We start from the raw sequence: 19824 nt of genomic DNA, 5'->3' as shown, positions 1-19824 counted from the left end.
GTCAATAGTTCTATAACTATAAAGCTATGACAAATGCAATTATTTTGCTAGACCTATTTACAATCCTTCAGTAAAGTCGGAATTTCTGAATTTTTCTTCAACGCGTCGCGCGCCCAGGATTCCTCAATTTCAGCCAAGCTTGAAGGTGAGTAATGGGCGCTCTGGGACTGCTTACTGAGTACTGGGGAAGAAATTTTTTAACAATTGGTTGCGGTCTGAATCCCCATTCAAATCTTCCCAATCCCCAGTCCCTAACTCAATCATAATTCTTTCTTTCTGCCCCCTGCGCCCTGCCTCACTTCGACTACGTTCAGTGACCACCTGCGCCCTGCCTCCTGCCTCCTTCACCGCAGTAATTCCTCAACTTGATGTTGGCTCCACAAAGTTCTGTATAAACCTTGTTGTTGTAAAAGTTCTAAGTGATTTCCGACCTGCACAATTTTTCCCTTTTCCATGACAAAAATTCGGTCAGCCGCCGCCGCTGCTGATAATTGATGCGTAATAAAAATTACTGTTTTACGCTCAGTACCACTGGAGAGATTTTTGAGGATTTTCGTAGCTGTTTGATTATCTACACTAGAGAGAGCGTCATCCAAAATTAACACTGGAGCATTGACCAACATTGCTCGAGCCAAAGCAGTACGTTGCCGTTGACCGCCAGAAAGATTAATACCGCGTTCGCCAACAATAGTTTCATATTGCTGGGGAAAATTCTGAATTTCTGATTCAATTTGGGCAAGTTTAGCGACAGATTCTACCTGCTGTTGTTCGCTAACTGGATCGCCGTAGCGAATGTTATTTTTGATTGTAGTGCTAAATAGAAAGCTATCTTGAGGAACGTAGGCGATCGCACCTCGTAAATCTGTCAAAGCGATCTTAGTAATATCTACCCCATCTAAAAACAATTGTCCTGATTCAATATCCAACAAGCGCGGTAAAGCATTGGCCAAAGTAGATTTTCCCGAACCAATTGCCCCAACAATCGCAACAGTTTCTCCAGGAGCAATGGTAAAGTTAACATTTGCTAAAGCTGGAGTAGTGGAACCAGGGTAACTGTAGGTAAGATTTTTTGCTGTCACTTCCCCTTTAAGTTCAGCCACTGGCAGATGTATGGCATCAGCTTCATCTTTAATTTTCGGTGTGACAGAGAGAATAGCTTCAAGCCTATCGATACTAACTTCACCGCGTTGGTAGGCAGTAATTGTGAATCCTAAAAGGGCAGTAGGGAAAACTAGACGCTCTACATAAATTAATAATGCTAAAAAATCGCCAACCTGAAGTGTGCCAGCAGACATCCGTGCCGACCCTAGCCAGATGATTACCAGCGAACTGATATTAGCTAGCCCACCAATTAGCGGAAACAGTGTATTGCGGATTTTTGCCAATTCTAGGTTAGCAGTCAATAGCTGCTGATTTTTCTTGGCAAAAGCTCGACGCTCGTTTGCTTCTTGAGCATAGATTTTAATTAAGGCAATGCCACTGATATCCTCTTGGATGAGTTCGCTGATGTCAGAGAGTTGCTCTTGGACTTTCGCTTGTTGTTTGCGTAAGCGATCGCTAAACAGACTCACCAATAAGAGCATAAAAGGGTATACTGCCAGGGCGGCTAGGGTGAGATCCACACTAATTGCTAGCATTACTGGCAGTGTCAGGGCGTAGGCAAACATCGTATTTGCCAAACTCAAAACCGCAAAACCTAATAACCGCTTGATATTGTCCACATCACTAGTAGCCCGACTAATCAAATCGCCAGCAGTATTACTGGCAAAATAACCAGGCTCCAGTTTCAGTAAGTGTTCAAAAATCCGTTGTTTCAGGTCAAATTCCACCTGACGCCCCACCCCAAATAGCCAAATGCGTGATGCCATCCGCATTAGCCACATCGCCGAACTGAGCAAGACAATAACTACTACGTAATGTAGTATTTGGTTCCAGCTGAAGGTTGTCGAGAGTTTGTCAACACCAGCACGAATCAACCAAGGGATATAAACACCCAGTGCATTGACAGACAACAAAGCGAGAATGCCCAAGGAGGCTTCCCGCCAATGGGGTCGTAGGTAAGCACTGAGTTTAGCGATTCGTCGAGATTTTGCCATTAAAGCAATTGTGCAACTTTATCATCTAGATTAACTGCTAGTCCAAGAAGGCAGCTATGAAGAGGAAATACCGCTTGTTATAAATTTAGCTTTTGTTACCTCTTTTAACTGGATAGTTATTGCCATTCATTACTAGTAGTCGATCACAGCAACTTTAATGAAGAAATAAGTTCGTAGTAAGGACTTTAGTCCTTAGATTGAGCGCTCAAGCGCTTACTACGAACCAAGTATTGTCCTCTTGCCTGATTACCGCTGAACACGCAAGAACCTGTAAACTTCAAGGAGATAACTTTCCCAAGTTCTTGTTGTCAATTGCAACGTTTGTGAATCCGGTACAAAGTCTTCAAGTCGTAAACCGCGTGTGCGAATATCTTGAGGATTTCCTTGTAATAAATAGGGAGGCACTCTCAAATTATAAGAAAGAATGCTATCCCCGGTTACATCTGAGATGTTCGCTGTGGTGGGTTGCCCTAATGCCACCAGTGTTCCAGATGTTGTAGCAGTTGCGACAGATGTTTCACCCGTCATTGCTAGAGGCGCTCTATAAAGGAAATAGGCGACTGCTGGTGTACTTGCCAACAGCAAAATCGTCAGTGCCCAACCGATCAAGTATCCTCCTGGTTTCTCTATTCCACCTCCTTTGATTTTCTGAGCGGCAAGAATCATCAGTAAAACAGAGGCTCCTAGAGGCTTGAGTGGAAAAGATAGCATCCTCCACAACGACGCCACAGCAGGTTCATTGGGGTTAAGAAATGATAGGGCTACGATTACCAAGATAACGACTAAGATTAATCGCCCGACAAAACTTCCAGAAGGATAAAATCGCTGGAACAGAGAATAAACGATAGTGCCAATCAGCAGCCACAGCAGTACCCGGCTTAACAATAGAAACATAGACTAACTCTCAAATTTTCTGGTGCAGTGAGCCAGTGTGGTGGTGTTCGCGTAGCATCTCCGTCAGGAGAGGCAGTCCGTTTCGAGCGGGGTTGCCTCCAGAAAAGACTGCCATGCAGGGAAACCATGCATGAAACAACTGGCGACTTCTTACTGATAGCGACGTTATAAGCGTCACCCGTAAGGCTCAACCTAGAGGTTTCGGGAAATGGATTTATTTTATTGTCAAATTGTAATCGTACTGTTTGACTTAAAATTTCTCAAACCTCACACCCAATGACTACCGTCGTAGTGATTTTAGTGCAATTTTTTGACACTGCGTCTATTATTTATAATTTTCCAGAAGAGTAATCTCATACCGGTAAACTAAATTAATTAAGTAATCTACTCAAAAGGAAAAACTATGTCGCCTGGAAAGCCTACTATTCTGGTAACAGGGGGAGCTGGATATATTGGTTCTCATACAGTGCTTGCTTTGAAGAAAGCGGGTTATGGCGTTGTCATACTTGATAATCTGGTCTATGGACATCGCGATCTAGTAGAAAAAGTTTTACAGGTAGAACTAATAATTGGGGACACAAGCGATCGCGCCTTGCTCGATCATGTATTTAAAACCCACGATATTGCTGCGGTGATGCACTTTTCTGCTTATGCTTACGTAGGAGAATCTGTTACCGATCCGGCCAAATATTACCGCAATAACGTTCTTGGTACTTTGACCCTGTTAGAAGCGATGCTGACAGCATCTGTAAAGAAATTTGTCTTTTCTTCTACCTGTGCCACCTACGGAGTACCGGAATTCGTCCCCATTCCAGAAACCCATCCCCAAAATCCGATTAATCCCTATGGCGCTACAAAGCTGATGGTAGAAAGGATTCTCTCTGATTTTGATGTTGCTTACGGTTTGCAATCAGTGCGTTTTCGCTATTTCAATGCTGCCGGCGCTAATCCCGATGGCTTGCTGGGCGAGGATCACAACCCAGAAACCCATTTAATTCCTTTAGTGCTAATGACGGCTTTAGGCAAACGAGAATCCATCTCAGTTTTCGGCACTGATTACCCCACGCCCGATGGTACGTGTATTCGCGACTATATTCACGTTAACGACTTAGCAGATGCCCACATTTTAGGATTGGAATATTTATTAAAAGGTGGCGATAGCGAAGTTTTTAATTTGAGCAATGGCAGCGGTTTCTCCGTCAGAGAAGTCATTTCCGCAGTCGAAGAGGTGACTGGAATTTCGATACCAGTAGAAGAACGCGATCGCCGTCCTGGCGATCCCCCAGTTCTCATTGGCACCAGCGAAAAAGCCAGAACAATCTTAGGCTGGCAACCTCAGTATCCATCCATCAAAGATATCGTCGCTGACGCGTGGCAGTGGCATCAGAAGCGACATAAGTAAGGCAGGGGGGCAGGGGGGCAGAGGGGCAGAGGGGCAGAGAGGCAGCACTTCGGCTACGCTGAGTGACCGATGAGCAGAGGGAAAAGACTTACTGTAAAAACTTCCCCTGCTCCCCTGCTCCCCTGCTCCCCTGCCCCTCTGCTTCTTCCCTACTCCCCACCCCTCCTCATACTTTGCATGACGACAACTAAGATGCCGATAAATCCGAGAATTGGGAGTGCGATCGCCCAAGTTGGTAATTGTTGAGATTGACCCTCTACTAGATCGCCATTGACATTTCGTAGGTTTTGTGAATTTTGTGTAGATCCGCCTCCTGCCACAGTCACTTCAAATTTGAATTCAAAGGGTTTGAATCTTGCTCCAGAGACAGGTTTACCATTTAGTTGCAATTCATAAAGACCTGGTTTGGGAAAGACAACTTCTGCTCCAGGGATACCTTGATAGCGTTCGGCTGCTACAGGTTGTAACTGTGGTTCTAACAGCGGTGGCTCTCCGGCTGCATAAGGTTCGGCATAAACAGCCAACTGACAATTACACTGTGATAGGGGAATCACCTTTCCACCTCTGCGGGTAAGTGCAAACCAGGCTTGGCTTGCTTCTCCAGCACGGGGATTATCATTTGGTTCAATGTGGAGAGTGCCGCCAACATCTGAGGCTACTTCTACCTTATGAGCAAAAGCTGGGTAAAGATTAGTTATTGATATAACTAAGCAACTCAGGAATAATAAATACTTTATTGTTCTTTGATTTTTCCAGAAAATACCTTTGAGGGGATAACGCCTCTGTTTTTGACTCGTTGAAACGGAGTCAGAAAATAAGGATGATTTACCGCGATTTGGTTGGGGGAACATAAAACTTTTCTACGGCTAACTTTGACCAAAAAAAGCGCGATGCCTACGGCAAGGGCTTCGCCCTACGCACTAGCAAGACACTGAGAGTAACAATTACCATCAGTACTGCCGCTAATTTATTTCCCCAAGTTGATTGCAAGGAACCCAGGTAATGGGAACCAATCAACACAGTATGAATGGCACTCAAGAGCAAGGCTGGCACACCCAATAGATGAATCTGTCGCCAACGCTTGCCCAAAGATTTTTGCAACGATTCCCAACTTGTAAAAGCGGCGGGGGACATTAATACCAATGCTACAGCACCCGCAGCCATCCCCCACTGAAATTCTGGTGGCAGAAAAGAAAAGGCGGCAAAATTCCATTGCAATGAGTGTTCTATCATGTGGAATGTGTGAACCACAGAAAGCACAAATGATCCCACACCTAAGCCGCGGCGGTAACGCAGTGGTGAAGCCCACAACCCACTAATTGGACGCGCAATTAACGCCAAAATTAAGCAGATTAAGGCAGCGTGTCCGGTGTAATCTACCATTGTGTCGCCAGTCCGCAGCAAGGTGATAATGCCAATAGTTAGTGTTACCCAACCGCCTAACCGAAACAACTGACTGCGCCTGTCTTTACTTACCAAAGATGTGGAAACGCCTACACCTAGCATCGTGGGCAAGGTTCCCAAGCCAAAAGCCAGCATAGTAGCTGTACTCATCCATAAATTGCCAGTTTCAGCGGCTTTGATTTGGGCAGCATACAGGAAACCACAGGGCATTAAACCCCAAGTCATCCCCAAAAGCATTGGCGTCCACCATTTGGTTTTTAAGGAAAGTTTAACCATTCCTCTGCTGAGGCGATCGTGTAAACTACCTTGTAATAGGGGATGTAATACGGGAATGCGCGGTAATAAATCGGGTTTTACTTGTCCTAAGCCAAACCAAATCAACATCACACCAGTCAGAATTGCCATCCAGTGCCGGAAGTCGCTGCCAATACCCGCTAGCTGTCCACCTTGCAGTAATACCGAACCTAGCGCCCCAATGCCAGCACCGACTAAAGCATAGCTCAACATCCGCCCCAGGTTTAGCAGGATATGAAATTTTAATTGCTGTTGCCAAGTGTCGGACTTTTCTAAGGTTGATGTCCGTCCCAAGATGACTGTTTGTGGGCTTTTCGGCTGATGAGACAGAGAAAATGCCACTGTTAGAGGGCCACACATCCCAAAGCAATGTCCAAAACTCCCCAGGAACCCCAGGACTGCAATCAGCAACAAATCTACCATAAAAAAAGTTCCGAGTTCTGAGTCATGAGTCCTGAGTCTAAGAATAAAGATTTTGAAGAAGTAATTAAGAAATTCTTTTCTTCTTTACTCAGTACTCAAAACTCCTCTAGTGGGGCACTTTACGTGAAGTTGCGATCGCTGTCAAAAGACAAAGCGTCAAACTTGATGTTTTCTCTAGAAAATGTAATTTATCTAAACTTTTGCTGACAATTGCCTAAATTCTGTTATTAAGCGCTAAGTAGTAAGCAAAATAAAATTAAACTATGTTGACAAAAATAAATGAGGCTAAAACCCTCTTCTCTCCTGATTTTTGCCTTCTATTTTCTGCCTCATCCCAACAACAAAGATTTATGCCCACCTACTGATTAAGGCGTAAAAAAATAATACAAAATAATCTTTTTTGAGATATTTTATGTTTTTCTTTCCTAAGGATTACTACTAGCGATCGCTACATTGATAATGTTGTACCGAAAGCCAATAAAAAATTTGCAAAAATTCATTCAAAAACAAAGTTATCTGCATATAGGGGTTTTCCTGGCAACTCTCTTGAGCATTATATTGTTCAGTTGGGTAGCACTCTCGCAGCAACCAGTTACCCTCAATCTGTTAATGACTGCCCCTGATGCTCAACCTTGGAGGCAGGGTTTAATTAGAGACTTCGAGGCTGAGAACCCTGGTATTCGCATTAACCTAGTTGAAGGGCCGAATGCCACAAATTTACTCGAAGACCTGTATACTTCATCTTTTATCTTAGGTGAATCCCCTTATGACCTGATTAATATGGATGTGATCTGGACATCCAAGTTTGCTGCTGCTGGATGGTTGCTACCTTTAGGCGATCGCATTTCTAAAGAGGAGTTGGCAGCATTTTCATCCCAGGATGTAGAAGGGGGACGTTATCAAAACCAGTTGTACCGCATTCCAGTGCGTTCCGACGTGGGAATGCTCTACTACCGGGAAGATTTAATCAAACAAGCGGGATTGAAACCGCCAGAAACATTTGATGATTTGATCCGAATTTCCCAAGTCTTGCAGAAGAAAAAACAGGTAAATTGGGGCTATGTTTGGCAGGGTCGCCAATATGAAGGACTTGTGGCGATGTTTGCAGAAATCCTTGGTGGCTTTGGTGGCTTCTGGGTTAAACCTGACACCCTGGAAGTTGGACTAGATCGACCAGAAACATTACAAGCCATTGAGTTTCTGCGTAGTACTATCAGGGAAGGCGTTTCTCCTCCTGGAGTTACGACCTATCAAGAAGAAGATACCCGCCGCTTGTTTCAAAGTGGTCAAGTAGCATTTTTACGTAGTTGGCCATACGCGTGGCCTCTAGCCCAGGCAGAAAATTCGCCAATCCGGGGCAAAATTGCGATTAAACCGATGGTTCATGCTCCTGGTAAGACGGGAGCGGCAAGTCTTGGGGGCTGGGGTTTAGGGATTGCGAAATCTTCTCAACATCCTGAAGAAGCTTGGAAAGCAATTAAGTACTTTACCAGTCGGGAAGCACAGCGCCGATTCATTTTCAGTGCAGGTTATGTACCCAGTCGTCGGGAATTGTTTACAGACTCAGAGATTGTTGCTAAATACCCCCACTATCCGCAGTTATTGCAGGTCGTAGACAATGCCGTTTTACGTCCACCGATCGCGCAATATGCTCAAACATCAGATATTTTGCAGCGTTATCTCAGCGCGGCGTTATCCGGTCGAATGAATTCGGAACGAGCAATGCAAGCTGCTGCTGACGAAACGCGCCGACTGTTGGGGGCAGGGGGCAAAGGGAGCAGAGGGGCAGGGGGGCAGAGGGGCAGAGGGGCAGGGGAGCAGAGGGGCAGGGGGGCAGGGGAGAAGAATTACATAGCCAGTTTTCAATCCCCAATGCCTAATGACAAATGACCAATGACAAATAGACAAATGACTAATTTACATACACTCAGAAATCGAGAACAACAGACAGCCTGGATTTTATTAACACCTGCATTGCTGCTGTTGTTGTTTGTATTTGCCTACCCGATTTTACGAGCATTTTGGTTAAGCGTATTTACTAGAAATTTGGGAACAGAGTTACAACCCGTATTTTCTGGTTTGGAAAATTATGTGCGGATGGCGGGGGATGGTCGTTTCTGGCAGAGTTTGTGGGCGACGACCGTGTTCACAACAGCATCAGTAATCTCAGAACTACTGCTAGGACTGGGAATTGCCCTAGTTCTCAACCAGGCGTTTGTTGGGCGGGGCATAGTGCGTACAACCGCGATTATCCCTTGGGCTTTGCCTACTTCTCTGATTGGTCTGGCGTGGGCTTGGATTTTTAACGATCAGTTTGGGGTTGTGAATGATATTCTGCTGCGCTTGGGGCTGATTAAGACTGGGATTAATTGGTTAGGAGAGCCAACGCTGGCAATGATTGCACTGGTTTTTGCTGATGTTTGGAAAACTACGCCGTTTATCAGTATCCTGTTGCTAGCTGGGTTGCAGTCGATATCAAAAGACCTCTATGAAGCTTACTCGGTCGATGGGGCAACTGCTTGGCAAAGTTTCCGCAATATTACCCTGCCATTACTGCTGCCGCAGATATTAATTGCAGTGCTATTTCGATTTGCTCAAGCTTTCGGAATTTTTGACTTGATTGCTGTGATGACTGGGGGCGGCCCTGGTGGTGCTACGGAAGTGGTGTCATTGTACATTTACTCCACGGTGATGCGCTACTTAGATTTTGGTTATGGAGCTGCCCTTGTAGTGGTGACATTTTTAATATTAATTGCGGCAGTGGCGATCGCTAGTTTCTTACTTAACAAATATCGTGCCAAAACATCAGGAGCCATTTAAGCTATGAGTGTAACTCCCCAAGCAGTTCCAACGACTCCAAAACGAACAGAGGGAAGCAAGTTTTCTCTGAAAAAAATCTTGCTGTTCATCATAGTTGTATTAATAGTGCTATTTAGCCTAGCGCCAGCTCTATGGCAATTGCTAACCTCGTTTAAAGTGAATGAGGATATTGCCGCCGTTCCTACTGTCTATTTCCCCACACGATTCACTTTCAATCACTACATTGAGTTATTCACCCGTCGTCCATTTTGGCGCTACATCTTCAACAGCGCCTTTGTGTCGATTACTTCTACAACTGTAGCTTTAGCGATCGGCGCACCTGCGGCTTATGCCCTCGCACGGTTACGCCCCTGGGGTGAAAAAGTTATCCTCGCCAGCATTTTAATTGTTACTTTATTTCCTGGAATTCTTTTGTTCTTAGGACTATTAGAAATTATCCAAGCACTGAAATTGGGCAATAATTATTTGGCGCTGATTATACCCTACACTGCGATCAATTTGCCGCTAACAATTTTAGTACTTAAAAGCTTCTTTGAACAATTACCAAAAGACTTGGAAGATTCTGCTAGGGTCGATGGTTACAACACCTTTCAACTACTGTGGCAAATCGTGCTACCCATGACCCTTCCCGCCTTAGTTACTACTGGAATCCTTACCTTTATTTTTGCTTGGAACGAGTTTATTTTTGCTCTGACGTTTATGACGCGTGAAGAGTTGAAGACAATTCCCGTTGCTGCGGCTCAGTTGGGTGGTGCGACAATATATGAAATTCCCTATGGCCCGATCGCTGCTGCAACTGTCATCGGGACATTACCCCTGATTTTACTAGTTTTGTTTTTCCAGCGCCGGATTGTCCAAGGTCTTACCGCTGGTGCTGTCAAGGGATAAGGGGGAGCAGGGGGAGCAGGGAGCAGGGGAAGCAGAGGGGAGAATAATAATTTCTGACAAACGACAAATGACAAATGACCAATGACCAATGACAAATGAAAAATGAAAAATGGCTAAACTCGAACTTAAAAACTTGAATAAAACCTACAGTCCTAAAGTCGTCCCTGTCAAAGACGTTAGTTTAACTGTAGATAACCATGAGTTTCTCACTTTACTTGGCCCTTCTGGCTGTGGCAAATCCACCGTCCTACGGATGATTGCGGGTCTTGAAGAACCGACTCGCGGTCAGATCGAAATCGGGGATGTAGATGTCACCTATAAGCGAGCAGCCGATCGCAACATTGCAATGGTATTCCAAAGCTATGCGCTCTATCCCCACATGACGGTGTACGAAAACCTCGCTTCTGGACTCAAGCTGAAAAAAGTCTTACCTACAGAAATTAAACAGCGAGTGGCAGAAGTGGCAGAAGTTTTAGGATTAGCAGAGTTAATGAACCGCAAGCCTGGTCAAATGTCTGGAGGTCAACGACAACGGGTTGCTGTCGGTCGTGCTTTGGTGCGTAATGCCGATGTCTACCTGCTGGATGAACCTTTAAGTAACCTGGATGCACTATTGCGAGAAAGAGTCCGAGCCGATATCAAGCAAATTTTTGCCGCCCAAAAAGTGCCAGTTGTTTACGTCACCCACGACCAAACTGAAGCGATGACACTCTCTACAAAAGTTGCATTGCTCAACGATGGCTATGTCCAGCAACTTGACCCACCTGACCGCATTTATAACCATCCAGCTAATCTATTTGTGGCTGGATTTGTTGGTAGTCCGCAAATGAATTTGCTGACTTTACCTTGTAGGGGACAATACGCGCTCCTGGGTAATTTCCAAATACTTCTCCCAGATATACCAACTGTACCACCGCAGATTGTTCTGGGAATCCGCCCAGAGAATGTCCGCATAGCTCAACCAGGTGATACTCAGACTATCCAAGGGCGAGTGTTTTTGGTGGAAAATTTGGGTATGCACTATTTGGTCAGTGTCAGGGTTGAAGGTTCACAAACCGGAGCGATTACGGTACGTGCTTTGTTGCCAACAGACCAAAATTGGAGTAATGAGGATATTACATTAGCATTGCCCCCTGAAGATATTCACTGGTTTGATGTGCAATCTGGCCATGTTCTTGTTAAGAGACAAATGTTAGGTTAACGCAAGCAAGAGACGCGATGAATCGCCGTCTCTACAATAATCAGATTTATCGCGTCTTTGCGATCTAGAATTTTCATCAAAAACCTTAACCGAAGCAATCCTGGAAAGTGATGCTTGGAGATTTGCGCTACCCTAAGTCAGGAAGCCAAGGATAAATCAGATGAGAAAATGGATTTGGCTGATGCTGTTGGTGCTGATGGCAGTTGCCGTGTTGGGTAGCAGAGGTAGCACGTTTTTTGAACAGCGTCCCTCACCGACAATTGTTGAGCGCATTCCGGTGAAAACACTCGAACCACAGCCAGAGTCAAGGGAAGTTTATATTGCCCCGCAAGTGTCTACTGAGAAGCTGTTAAACCATATCCAAAAGTTGAATTTTCAGCGTTACACCACAAAAGAGCGATCGCTTACTCGCACTTATATTACAACGGAACTGAAAAAAGCCGGCTGGAAACCTAAATTAGAAAAGTTCGCTAACGGTGTGAATATTTTTGCCGAACGCCCAGGAACTAACAAAGCAGCTAAAGCAATTCTTGTAGCAGCGCATTACGATACTGTTGCCTCCTCCCCTGGTGCTGATGATAATGCCAGTGGTGTAGCCGTAGTGCTGGAAGTAGCTCGGTTGCTCGGTTCCCGTCCTACGCCACGAACCTTACAGCTAGCTTTTTTTGACCAAGAGGAAGCAGGACTTTTGGGTAGTCAGGCTTTTGTGAGTAAGACAGCACGCTTGCAAAATTTAGGCGGAGCGATCGTTATGGATATGGTAGGTTACGCTTGTTACACTTCTGGATGCCAGAAATACCCTACCGGATTGCCTGTTACGCCACCTAGCGACAAGGGCGACTTTTTAGTGGTAGTTGGTGATACAGAACATTTGCCTTTCTTAAATGCCTTTCAAAACTCACAAAACATCCCCTCAACTGCCCTGAATAAACAGGAATCAATGCCAGCAGTTCTAACACTACCAATTCCTTTTAAAGGTTTACTGACACCAGACACCCTACGCAGCGACCATGCACCGTTTTGGTACCAGGGTGTGGGTGCTGTGCTGGTGACAGATACCGCAAATTTACGCACTCCGCACTATCATAAACCTAGCGATGTGCCAGCGACTATCGAGCGATCGTTCTTCACCGGAGCAGCACAAATTGTAGTTAATGCGACTAGTGCCTTGTTAGAAAAAGACCAGGTTTTGGAAACTCAACCACCAAGCTAACTGATGAATTATGAATTATCTTGACTAGCTTTTGGTTCCGGGAAAGTCAACGTCCAATTATTTTTATCATTGACCTGAAAATACAAACCTTGAAAAATGAGCCGTAGAGTTTTTCGAGTTCTAATAGCCTTCTTTACCAGATAAGTTCCTGGTTCAGCAAAGATATCATCAAAGTTTTGTTTATAACCAAATTGTTTTGAACAGTAACTACCAGCACCTTGGACTGTTAACACAAAAAATGGAGCTTGTTTGTATTCATCAGGAATCATAAAGATGCCATATACATGGTGACGACCACGCCACGGCTGAACAATAACTTTAGTAGCATGTACTTGGAATTTTGTAGTTTTTGATGCGATAAAAGCCTCGAAATTACAATCAGAATCATTCACAGGCCACCACAATGCAATAATACTGAGAGAGAGCAGAAAAATTAAAATATATGGGAGTCTGCGACGCATAAAGCCAAGAAAAATTGTTGATGCGGCTGGGGGAATTTGATGAGTAACGATCGTGCAGCTACAGCAATCAGACTATTCACTTGCAATACCTCTGCAAGATGTTTTAAAGAGAAAAGACAAAACATTAAGCAGTCGGTAAAATTTTCCTGTCAAAAAAAATTGCAGATTGTAGATGCGTAGTTTACCGCCGCAGGAATCACTTTCCCTGTTCTAGTAGCTCCGTTACAGTCTTAAACCTAGCTGAGAAACAATCGAGCTTTTGTGGCTGTTAACACTGATTTATGCTCAAATTTTTGGCTGTGATGAATTCTACAATTCGTTACTTTTGTTATGCTTGTAATATGGCTCTGTTTGCATTAGCAGATGCTTTGAGGAGATTAGAGCATAGGCGTAGCACTTCGACAAGCTACTTCTCTGCGAGAGGCTGCGCCAACGGCTGCGCTCAGTACAAGTCAGCGACCATCGTAGACATCGCCATCAAGTTAAGAAAAAATTTACTTTTATTTCTAATCAATTATTAGAGTAGTCAAATACACAAATATCCGTTATATTCCCGTAAGTAACAATTGGTATAAAAGTTTATGGGAAAAAGTTGGAGAAGTCTTAAGACAGTTGCGGGTTTCTTTAGCGCGATCGCACTTACACAGTTCGGGGCAAATACTTCGGCCATTGCAGCTGACACGGTTGTTGTGCGTTTGGGTTTATTTACAGAATCCATCTCTCTTACTGAGTTGCAAAAGGCTGTAAAAACAGGAAAATTGCCTGGGAGTTTACAGTCTTTATCTGAAGAACAACGCCGCTTCTTCTTGGGGGCGCTGGGCATGAATATACCTATGAATGTTGTCACACTTGATAGGTTAATTAATACCCAGATTGGTACAACTATTCTCAATGACTTCGCCACAGCCTTAGCCCGAAAGGACAAAGCTGGGGTACAAGCACTGAGAGCAGGATTGGTATTAGGTTCTACTGCACCGCAAGGTCTTTCTATACTGAGTTTTATTGCTGCTTATCCCAGTAAACGCTTAGAAATTGATTTGCCAAAGGCTTGGGTTGTTGCAGGAAATTTAAATACAGCTTTTTGGCGTACCCAGCAATTCATGTTGGCGATCGCTCCCCAACTCGACCCGATAACAGCACATCCGGGAACACCGCAGATTGCTTTCCCTTTCGATCCCAGCCAACCAGGAAGCGCCCAAGTAAAAATACTCAACTTAAGTTTGAACGATCAAAAGCGCGACCGCCAAATCCCAGTTGATATTTACTGGTCAACTGCTGCAACTCCCGACAAACCCGTAATTGTCTTTTCTCACGGCTTCGGATCGGTTCGTACGGACTTGCGTTATCTAGCAGAACATTTAGCATCCCACGGTTATGTAGTGGCAGCTTTAGAACATCCCGGTAGTAATCAGGCAAATGCTAACTTAGCATTTCAAGGCAAAACCAGGGTCATGAAGCCTCAAGAGTTTTTGTATCGTCCTCAAGATATTAGTTTTGTCCTCGACGAATTGGAAAAGCTCAACCAAACAGCTAATCATCCCTTACAAGGGAAACTTGCAACTACAAACGCGATGGTTGTTGGTTATTCTTTTGGTGGTGGTACAGCTTTAGCACTTGCTGGGGCCGAGTTACAACTAGAACATCTCAAACAACGCTGCAAAAAGAACCTGACTATCTTGAGTTTGGGAGAAAATATGCAGTGTATCGCTCAAGAACTACCAGAAAATAGCTATCAACTACGAGATCCCAGAATCAAACAAGCGATCGCTCTCAATCCGACAACTTCTCTAATTTTTGGCGAAACTGGGTTAACTAAGATACAAGTTCCTACCATAGTGTTAGCAGGTTCCGCCGATAAAACCACCCCAGCTTTAACTGAACAGATTGTGGGATTTGACAAAATCCCATCCCCAAAATCGCTAGTTGGTATAATTGGGGGTACTCATCTCAGTGTAAAAGACCCCAGCACCACATTAGATCAGATCGGACAACCAAATACACCGATCAGTGGCGGTGAAGTTGTCGGTGAAAAAGCAGCAGATGTTCGCAAGTACGTTAAAGCTCTAACCTTGGCCTTCGCTGCACAGATGACTCCAGAAGCTAAAAACTATGCTATCTTTCTGACACCAGACTATGCTCAGTTTGCTTCAACTGCCGCATTTCCCTTCCGTCTAATTACCCAGATTCCTCCTGATGCTATGGCAGTGGTGAAAGAATTTGTTGAGAAATAAGGGACTTCCAATTAAACAAATATAGGACTTACGTATCATACATATTAATTATACTAATTTTGGGCTTTTGAACTATTTCTAATACCCAGAACAGTAAATATGCAACAAAATCGGGGTTGCAATCAGCACCCGAAATAGAAATTTGACATAATGCATATTATGGTTAATTGGTATAGTACCGTAAGTCCTAAAATATTTAATTTTGTGAGTAGCTTACTTAAGAATAGGGATATGGGGAACGGTAGAAGTCGCCGCTTATTCTAACTATCCCTACCATTTTGATTTTTAGACTAAATAAAGCCTAAAATACTGATACTCGCTACAAATACCTAACGTTGAGATCGACCAATCGAGAATATAGTACTTTTCATCTAAGTGGATTAACTACCCCACCCACCCTATCAAGCATCCTCTCCAATTTATTTGGGAGAGTTACTTTATTAATTTGTAATCCGCTGTAAGTAATATAAAGTTTATAAAATTAGCCTTATACCAATTCTGTGTAAACTTTTTACTTACTACAAGTATAATACCTTGATAGTAGCCCTAAAGTTGCTGTTAAATCTACACCAAATTTTTATAGTAAAAATAACTATTTACACATAAAATTTATAATGTATTCATAAAAATAACAGAAGCTTAAGAGTGTAAAAAACTAGGAGCAGATGCCGAATAATGATGATACATACGTATTGTATAGAAATCGTAAATGGTTTTTGAAAAAATCTGTCAAGTAATTTTAGGGTGTGTTAGCAAACTGTAGCACACCTTACATGGATTTCAAGATTCAAATATTAATCCTGTCGATAAGATATTACAAACTATCAAAACAAATAAAAACAGGTTATTTGATGCAAAATATTGTTTGTATATGTATCGACGTAAATTACTTTAAGTTCACAAAAAAGTAGGAGATCATTGTTATCTTCTGCAAACCACAGATTAATCAAAAATAAACAACAAAAGGCTTGTTTTATGTACTGAAATAATTAGTTTCACCTTGTAAAACTAATTTGGAATTCAGAATTAGACAATTATTCCATTTCACTCAAGCTTATGCAACTCTATACAACTCGTGAAATCAAACAACTCCAACAACATGAAGACCTTTCTGCCTTAATTGAAATTATGGGGTGGGTAAAAACCTTTTTAGGAAGGTCTCATCCTCACTTAGGTAGACCCGGCGCAGTTTGCCCCTTTGTACCTTACTCTCTCAAATCAAACAGTATTCGTCTAGCAGTTATTCACACAAAAGATTTGTATCCAGAACAATTAGAAGAGATTGTTGGACGCTATCGAGATATATTTCTACAAATAGATGTTCAAGAGCAGGAATTAGCAATTAATAAAGCTTTTTTACTTATTTTTCCTGACATCCATATAGAAGATGCTTCTAAGATAATAGATAGTGTCCAACAAAAGCTTAAACCTTTGTTTGTCGAGTCAGGACTGATGATAGGAGAATTTCATAAACGTAATGAAAGTCCTGGTCTGCACAACCCAAACTTTCGTCCACTTCGTAGCCCTATCCCCTTGTTGGCTATTCGGTTTATGGTTGAAGCTGACCTCCCTTTTCTTCAGAATCCGGCCGACCCACACTTACGTATTAGATATTTGGAAGCTTATTTAAAGAATTTTGAGCATAAATTTACAGATGAAACAAAGTTTAAAAATGCTCATCAAGCATTGGCTTTAGCAAAAGAACAAATTAAACAAGAGAATTTAGTGAGTTCTTACATATAACAAATGTTTGAATTCAGGGTTAGTGATTGAGCATGGGATGGAGGATTAAAAGTCTTTCAATTCACTGCACCTTGAAATAAGTAGGATAAAAATTACGAATTTACTGCTAATTGCAATCATTTAGTGCAAATAGCATCAAATCGTCGTCATGATGTAAATTATTGTACTACAGTAGAAGCGATCGCTAATTATCAATTAGTCAATATCAATACTTCAACAAATTTACTCTGATTTGTCAGAATTACACGCGTATTTGTGAAAATATTTACGATTGCGATATTATTTGTGATATAAAAAAGCAAATAATTTGGTAAATAAAATGGCAAAAGAAATAGAGCGTAAATATTTAGTGAGAGGAGATAGTTGGAGAGGATTAGCTGAAGGTAGTGTATATCGTCAAGGATATATTGCTACACAAGATAAAGCAACTGTACGCATACGTATAATAGGGGAAAAAAGTTATTTGACGATTAAAGGCCCCAATATTAAATATTCGAGATTAGAGTTTGAGTATCTTATTCCTGTTCAAGATGCTCAAGAAATACTTGAGACATTATGTCAACGTCCCTTTATAGAAAAAACCAGATATAAAATAGAGTCGGGTGGTTTGATTTGGGAAATAGATGAGTTTGATGGTGTTAATAAAGGACTGATATTAGCAGAAGTTGAACTCACTGATGAAAATCAGCAAATTGAATTACCAAACTGGATTGGACAAGAAGTTTCTGATGACTCTAGATATTTCAACAGCAATTTAGTAAAATACCCTTTTTCACAATGGTAATAGAATGAAATCAAAACTATGCGAATAGCCAAACGCAATGATTAGACTTCTTGCAGAAGTGGGGGAAAGGCGAAGGATTAAAGGGAAAAGGGATGGAATTTCCCCTTTACCTTTAACCTTTAACCTTTCCCCAACCGGAAAGCAAAAGTTACTTTTGCAAGATGTCTATAGGAAAACAGAACTTATGCCTTCTGTATGCAAAAATCTAACGCTAGAAAAAGTTTACTCACAGGAAGAATTCGACCGAATTGCTGCTGGAGTCATTCCAGAGCAGATGGAAGATAAGTGGTTCATTTTCTATGAGGCTCCTTGGCTATACTTGCATCGTAGTTGGACTGGTTTTTGTATTTTCAAAGTGCGTTTTGAGGTGGTTGCAGAAAGCGTAAAAATTGCAGAAGTACAGGTAAATCGAGATCCAGCGCAGTACTCTAACACGGATGATGAGCGTGATGTCTCTATGTTAGGGATCTTGCTGGATTCACGATCTGAACGTGATGTGCGAAATCAAATGCTCGGCTACATTAAAGATCGATCCAGTAATTAGGCATCCTTTATGGATGCCTGTCAGTATAAACTTAGCCATTAATTAGATTTTCTACAGTATCGGCATCGTTTGGTAATGCGGCTGTTAAAACTTCGCTGCCTTTTGTAGTAACTAAAACATCATCTTCAATGCGAATTCCCCGGACATCAGCGAATTCAGATAAACGCTGCCAATTCACCACATTCTGATATTTTGAACGGACATTAGGATCATTTAAAATTGCTGGTACTTGATAAAAACCAGGCTCAATTGTGACTAACATTCCTGGACGCAGGGGACGATTTAAACGGAGATAGCTTAAGCCAAAGCGATCGCTCCTTTCACGCCCCTCTTCATACCCGGCTAAATCGCCCAAATCTTCCATATCATGCACATCTAAACCCAGTAGATGGCCGATCCCATGAGGAAAAAACAGCGCGTGGGCATCCATCTCTACTAAATCTTGGGGATTTCCTTGTAAAATGCCTAACTCTACTAAACCTTCAGCGATCGCAGTAGCCGCTAGCAGATGAATATCCCCATACTCTACACCAGGCTGGATTTTGGCAATACAAGCATCATGGGCTGCCAACACCACATTATAAATATCTCTTTGGGTGGATGAAAACTTGCCCGAAACTGGCCAAGTGCGAGTCACATCACCTGCCCAACCAGTCTCAGTCTCAGCACCAACATCGGCAAGTAGTAAATCACCTGGTTGCAAACTATTGTGATACTGCTCGTTATGCAAAACTTCACCGCGAACGGTGACAATGCTGTTGTAAGAGGTAGTCATATTGTGGGCAATAATCACCCCTTCCATCGCTGCCCGAACTTCTGCTTCTAGTTTGGCTTGGGGTGTTGCTGCCATCCCCGCTTTGTGAGCTTTGACAGTGAGTGCCGCAGCTTTTCGCAACTCGGTTAATGCACCATCATCGTGAGTGAGGCGGAGTGAAACGATCGCCTTCGCTAACTCCAAGTCAATTCCTTGGGGAGGACTTTGTGGTAAAACCCATCTATTTAATAGCTGCGATTGCTGCGTCCAAGTAGCTGCATCTTGGACGGCAAGTGTAGCGGCATCTTCTAGCCAAGATTCTAATTCTGCCATTGGCCCTGCCACATCCGCCCCAATCTTCTCGGCTATTTCTTCGCGCGTTGGCATTTCTCCATGCCAAAGGGCGCTACTGGGTGACGGATCGTCGATGAATAGTTCTAGTTTGCCTGCTTCTAGACGAATTGCCGCCTTTGGTAATGGCAGTCCGGCGAAATAAAGGAAATGACTGTTAGCACGAAATGGAAAGGTATTGGCGGGAAAATTGCGCGGATTATTGCTACCCGCCCACAGAATTGCTGGAAAATCAATCAGCTTGGCTAGTTGTTGTCGTCGGTGGCGTAAAGTTTCCGCGAGGGAAGTAGAAGTTTGTGAGATAAGCATAAATGTAAACTC

16 protein-coding genes and 1 pseudogene are annotated in these 19824 nt (G+C 43.0%); 11 read left to right on the top strand and 6 right to left on the bottom strand.

Features of this window, described 5'->3' with window-relative positions:
* Window positions 1–344: 344 nt before the first annotated feature.
* Both AC1F2U_RS09800 and fraI read right to left on the bottom strand, forming a co-directional pair.
* The gene (locus tag AC1F2U_RS09800; protein ID WP_480260929.1) at window positions 345–2096 is read right to left on the bottom strand and encodes an ABC transporter ATP-binding protein; all 1752 of its coding nucleotides are present in this window, start codon (window positions 2094–2096) and stop codon (window positions 345–347) included.
* A gap of 246 nt (window positions 2097–2342) precedes the next feature.
* A complete protein-coding gene (gene fraI, locus AC1F2U_RS09795) occupies window positions 2343–2990 on the bottom strand; it encodes a septal nanopore formation protein FraI (protein ID WP_480260928.1) in 648 nt (215 codons plus the stop codon).
* Between the two features lie 403 nt (window positions 2991–3393).
* Between fraI and galE the strand changes: the two genes are divergently transcribed.
* A complete protein-coding gene (gene galE / locus AC1F2U_RS09790; protein ID WP_480260927.1) occupies window positions 3394–4392 on the top strand; it encodes a UDP-glucose 4-epimerase GalE in 999 nt (332 codons plus the stop codon).
* 149 nt (window positions 4393–4541) lie between these two features.
* Here galE and AC1F2U_RS09785 read toward each other — a convergent pair whose 3' ends face one another.
* The gene (locus AC1F2U_RS09785; protein ID WP_480260926.1) at window positions 4542–5243 is read right to left on the bottom strand and encodes a hypothetical protein; all 702 of its coding nucleotides are present in this window, start codon (window positions 5241–5243) and stop codon (window positions 4542–4544) included.
* Window positions 5218–6513 (bottom strand): annotated as a pseudogene (locus AC1F2U_RS09780) (urease accessory protein UreH domain-containing protein). Before AC1F2U_RS09780 ends, AC1F2U_RS09785 begins: the two are co-directional and overlap by 26 nt.
* 24 nt (window positions 6514–6537) lie before the next feature.
* Between AC1F2U_RS09780 and AC1F2U_RS09775 the strand changes: the two are divergent.
* The 6 genes from AC1F2U_RS09775 to AC1F2U_RS09750 all read left to right on the top strand — a co-directional run bounded on the left by AC1F2U_RS09775 (window position 6538) and on the right by AC1F2U_RS09750 (window position 12635).
* On the top strand, window positions 6538–6720 hold the full coding sequence (locus AC1F2U_RS09775) for a hypothetical protein (RefSeq protein WP_480260925.1): 183 nt from the start codon (window positions 6538–6540) through the stop codon (window positions 6718–6720).
* 252 nt (window positions 6721–6972) lie between these two features.
* Entirely contained in the window at window positions 6973–8403 is a 1431-nt protein-coding gene (locus tag AC1F2U_RS09770; protein WP_480260924.1) for an ABC transporter substrate-binding protein, read from the top strand.
* A gap of 18 nt (window positions 8404–8421) precedes the next feature.
* Window positions 8422–9333, top strand: a complete 912-nt coding sequence (locus tag AC1F2U_RS09765; protein WP_480261108.1) for a carbohydrate ABC transporter permease — start codon at window positions 8422–8424, stop codon at window positions 9331–9333.
* A gap of 3 nt (window positions 9334–9336) precedes the next feature.
* A complete protein-coding gene (locus AC1F2U_RS09760) occupies window positions 9337–10221 on the top strand; it encodes a carbohydrate ABC transporter permease (RefSeq protein WP_480260923.1) in 885 nt (294 codons plus the stop codon).
* A gap of 109 nt (window positions 10222–10330) precedes the next feature.
* On the top strand, window positions 10331–11422 hold the full coding sequence (locus tag AC1F2U_RS09755) for an ABC transporter ATP-binding protein (protein ID WP_480260922.1): 1092 nt from the start codon (window positions 10331–10333) through the stop codon (window positions 11420–11422).
* Window positions 11423–11582: 160 nt separating this feature from the next.
* On the top strand, window positions 11583–12635 hold the full coding sequence (locus AC1F2U_RS09750; protein ID WP_480260921.1) for a M28 family peptidase: 1053 nt from the start codon (window positions 11583–11585) through the stop codon (window positions 12633–12635).
* 8 nt (window positions 12636–12643) lie between these two features.
* On the opposite strand, the gene AC1F2U_RS09745 is transcribed toward AC1F2U_RS09750, so the two are convergent.
* Window positions 12644–13096 (bottom strand): hypothetical protein, encoded by a 453-nt coding sequence (locus tag AC1F2U_RS09745; protein ID WP_480260920.1) that lies wholly within the window; start codon window positions 13094–13096, stop codon window positions 12644–12646.
* A gap of 581 nt (window positions 13097–13677) precedes the next feature.
* On the opposite strand from AC1F2U_RS09745, the gene AC1F2U_RS09740 reads away from it, so the two are divergent.
* From AC1F2U_RS09740 to AC1F2U_RS09725, 4 genes are all read left to right on the top strand, one after another.
* Window positions 13678–15327 carry an alpha/beta hydrolase gene (locus AC1F2U_RS09740; RefSeq protein ID WP_480260919.1) on the top strand — a complete coding sequence of 550 codons (1650 nt, stop codon included), beginning with the start codon at window positions 13678–13680 and terminating at the stop codon, window positions 15325–15327.
* Between the two features lie 1056 nt (window positions 15328–16383).
* A complete protein-coding gene (locus AC1F2U_RS09735; RefSeq protein ID WP_480260918.1) occupies window positions 16384–17070 on the top strand; it encodes a DUF6875 domain-containing protein in 687 nt (228 codons plus the stop codon).
* A gap of 319 nt (window positions 17071–17389) precedes the next feature.
* Entirely contained in the window at window positions 17390–17854 is a 465-nt protein-coding gene (locus AC1F2U_RS09730) for a CYTH domain-containing protein (RefSeq protein ID WP_480260917.1), read from the top strand.
* A 184-nt stretch (window positions 17855–18038) separates the two neighbouring features.
* On the top strand, window positions 18039–18398 hold the full coding sequence (locus tag AC1F2U_RS09725; protein WP_480260916.1) for a hypothetical protein: 360 nt from the start codon (window positions 18039–18041) through the stop codon (window positions 18396–18398).
* 31 nt (window positions 18399–18429) lie between these two features.
* Here the strand turns inward: AC1F2U_RS09725 and AC1F2U_RS09720 are convergent, their stop codons facing one another.
* Window positions 18430–19812: an aminopeptidase P family protein gene (locus tag AC1F2U_RS09720; protein ID WP_480260915.1), complete on the bottom strand. Its 1383-nt coding sequence runs from the start codon at window positions 19810–19812 to the stop codon at window positions 18430–18432.
* Window positions 19813–19824: the final 12 nt, after the last annotated feature.

It is taken from the genome of Nostoc sp. LEGE 12454 (assembly GCF_056620565.1).
Note: the sequence above shows the minus strand (reverse complement) of the source record. Positions and strands in the feature narration are given on the sequence as shown.

Excerpts from the sequence above, each read along its gene's own strand:
- AC1F2U_RS09755 (WP_480260922.1), top strand. The coding sequence starts at position 10,331 with ATGGCTAAACTCGAACTTAAAAACTTGAATAAAACCTACAGTCCTAAA.
- AC1F2U_RS09775 (WP_480260925.1), top strand. The coding sequence starts at position 6,538 with ATGAGTCCTGAGTCTAAGAATAAAGATTTTGAAGAAGTAATTAAGAAA.
- AC1F2U_RS09765 (WP_480261108.1), top strand. The coding sequence starts at position 8,422 with ATGACTAATTTACATACACTCAGAAATCGAGAACAACAGACAGCCTGG.
- galE (WP_480260927.1), top strand. The coding sequence starts at position 3,394 with ATGTCGCCTGGAAAGCCTACTATTCTGGTAACAGGGGGAGCTGGATAT.
- AC1F2U_RS09745 (WP_480260920.1), bottom strand. The coding sequence starts at position 13,096 with ATGCGTCGCAGACTCCCATATATTTTAATTTTTCTGCTCTCTCTCAGT.
- AC1F2U_RS09760 (WP_480260923.1), top strand. The coding sequence starts at position 9,337 with ATGAGTGTAACTCCCCAAGCAGTTCCAACGACTCCAAAACGAACAGAG.
- AC1F2U_RS09800 (WP_480260929.1), bottom strand. The coding sequence starts at position 2,096 with ATGGCAAAATCTCGACGAATCGCTAAACTCAGTGCTTACCTACGACCC.
- AC1F2U_RS09735 (WP_480260918.1), top strand. The coding sequence starts at position 16,384 with ATGCAACTCTATACAACTCGTGAAATCAAACAACTCCAACAACATGAA.
- AC1F2U_RS09785 (WP_480260926.1), bottom strand. The coding sequence starts at position 5,243 with ATGTTCCCCCAACCAAATCGCGGTAAATCATCCTTATTTTCTGACTCC.
- AC1F2U_RS09770 (WP_480260924.1), top strand. The coding sequence starts at position 6,973 with ATGTTGTACCGAAAGCCAATAAAAAATTTGCAAAAATTCATTCAAAAA.
- AC1F2U_RS09730 (WP_480260917.1), top strand. The coding sequence starts at position 17,390 with ATGGCAAAAGAAATAGAGCGTAAATATTTAGTGAGAGGAGATAGTTGG.
- AC1F2U_RS09740 (WP_480260919.1), top strand. The coding sequence starts at position 13,678 with ATGGGAAAAAGTTGGAGAAGTCTTAAGACAGTTGCGGGTTTCTTTAGC.
- AC1F2U_RS09725 (WP_480260916.1), top strand. The coding sequence starts at position 18,039 with ATGCCTTCTGTATGCAAAAATCTAACGCTAGAAAAAGTTTACTCACAG.
- fraI (WP_480260928.1), bottom strand. The coding sequence starts at position 2,990 with ATGTTTCTATTGTTAAGCCGGGTACTGCTGTGGCTGCTGATTGGCACT.
- AC1F2U_RS09720 (WP_480260915.1), bottom strand. The coding sequence starts at position 19,812 with ATGCTTATCTCACAAACTTCTACTTCCCTCGCGGAAACTTTACGCCAC.
- AC1F2U_RS09750 (WP_480260921.1), top strand. The coding sequence starts at position 11,583 with ATGAGAAAATGGATTTGGCTGATGCTGTTGGTGCTGATGGCAGTTGCC.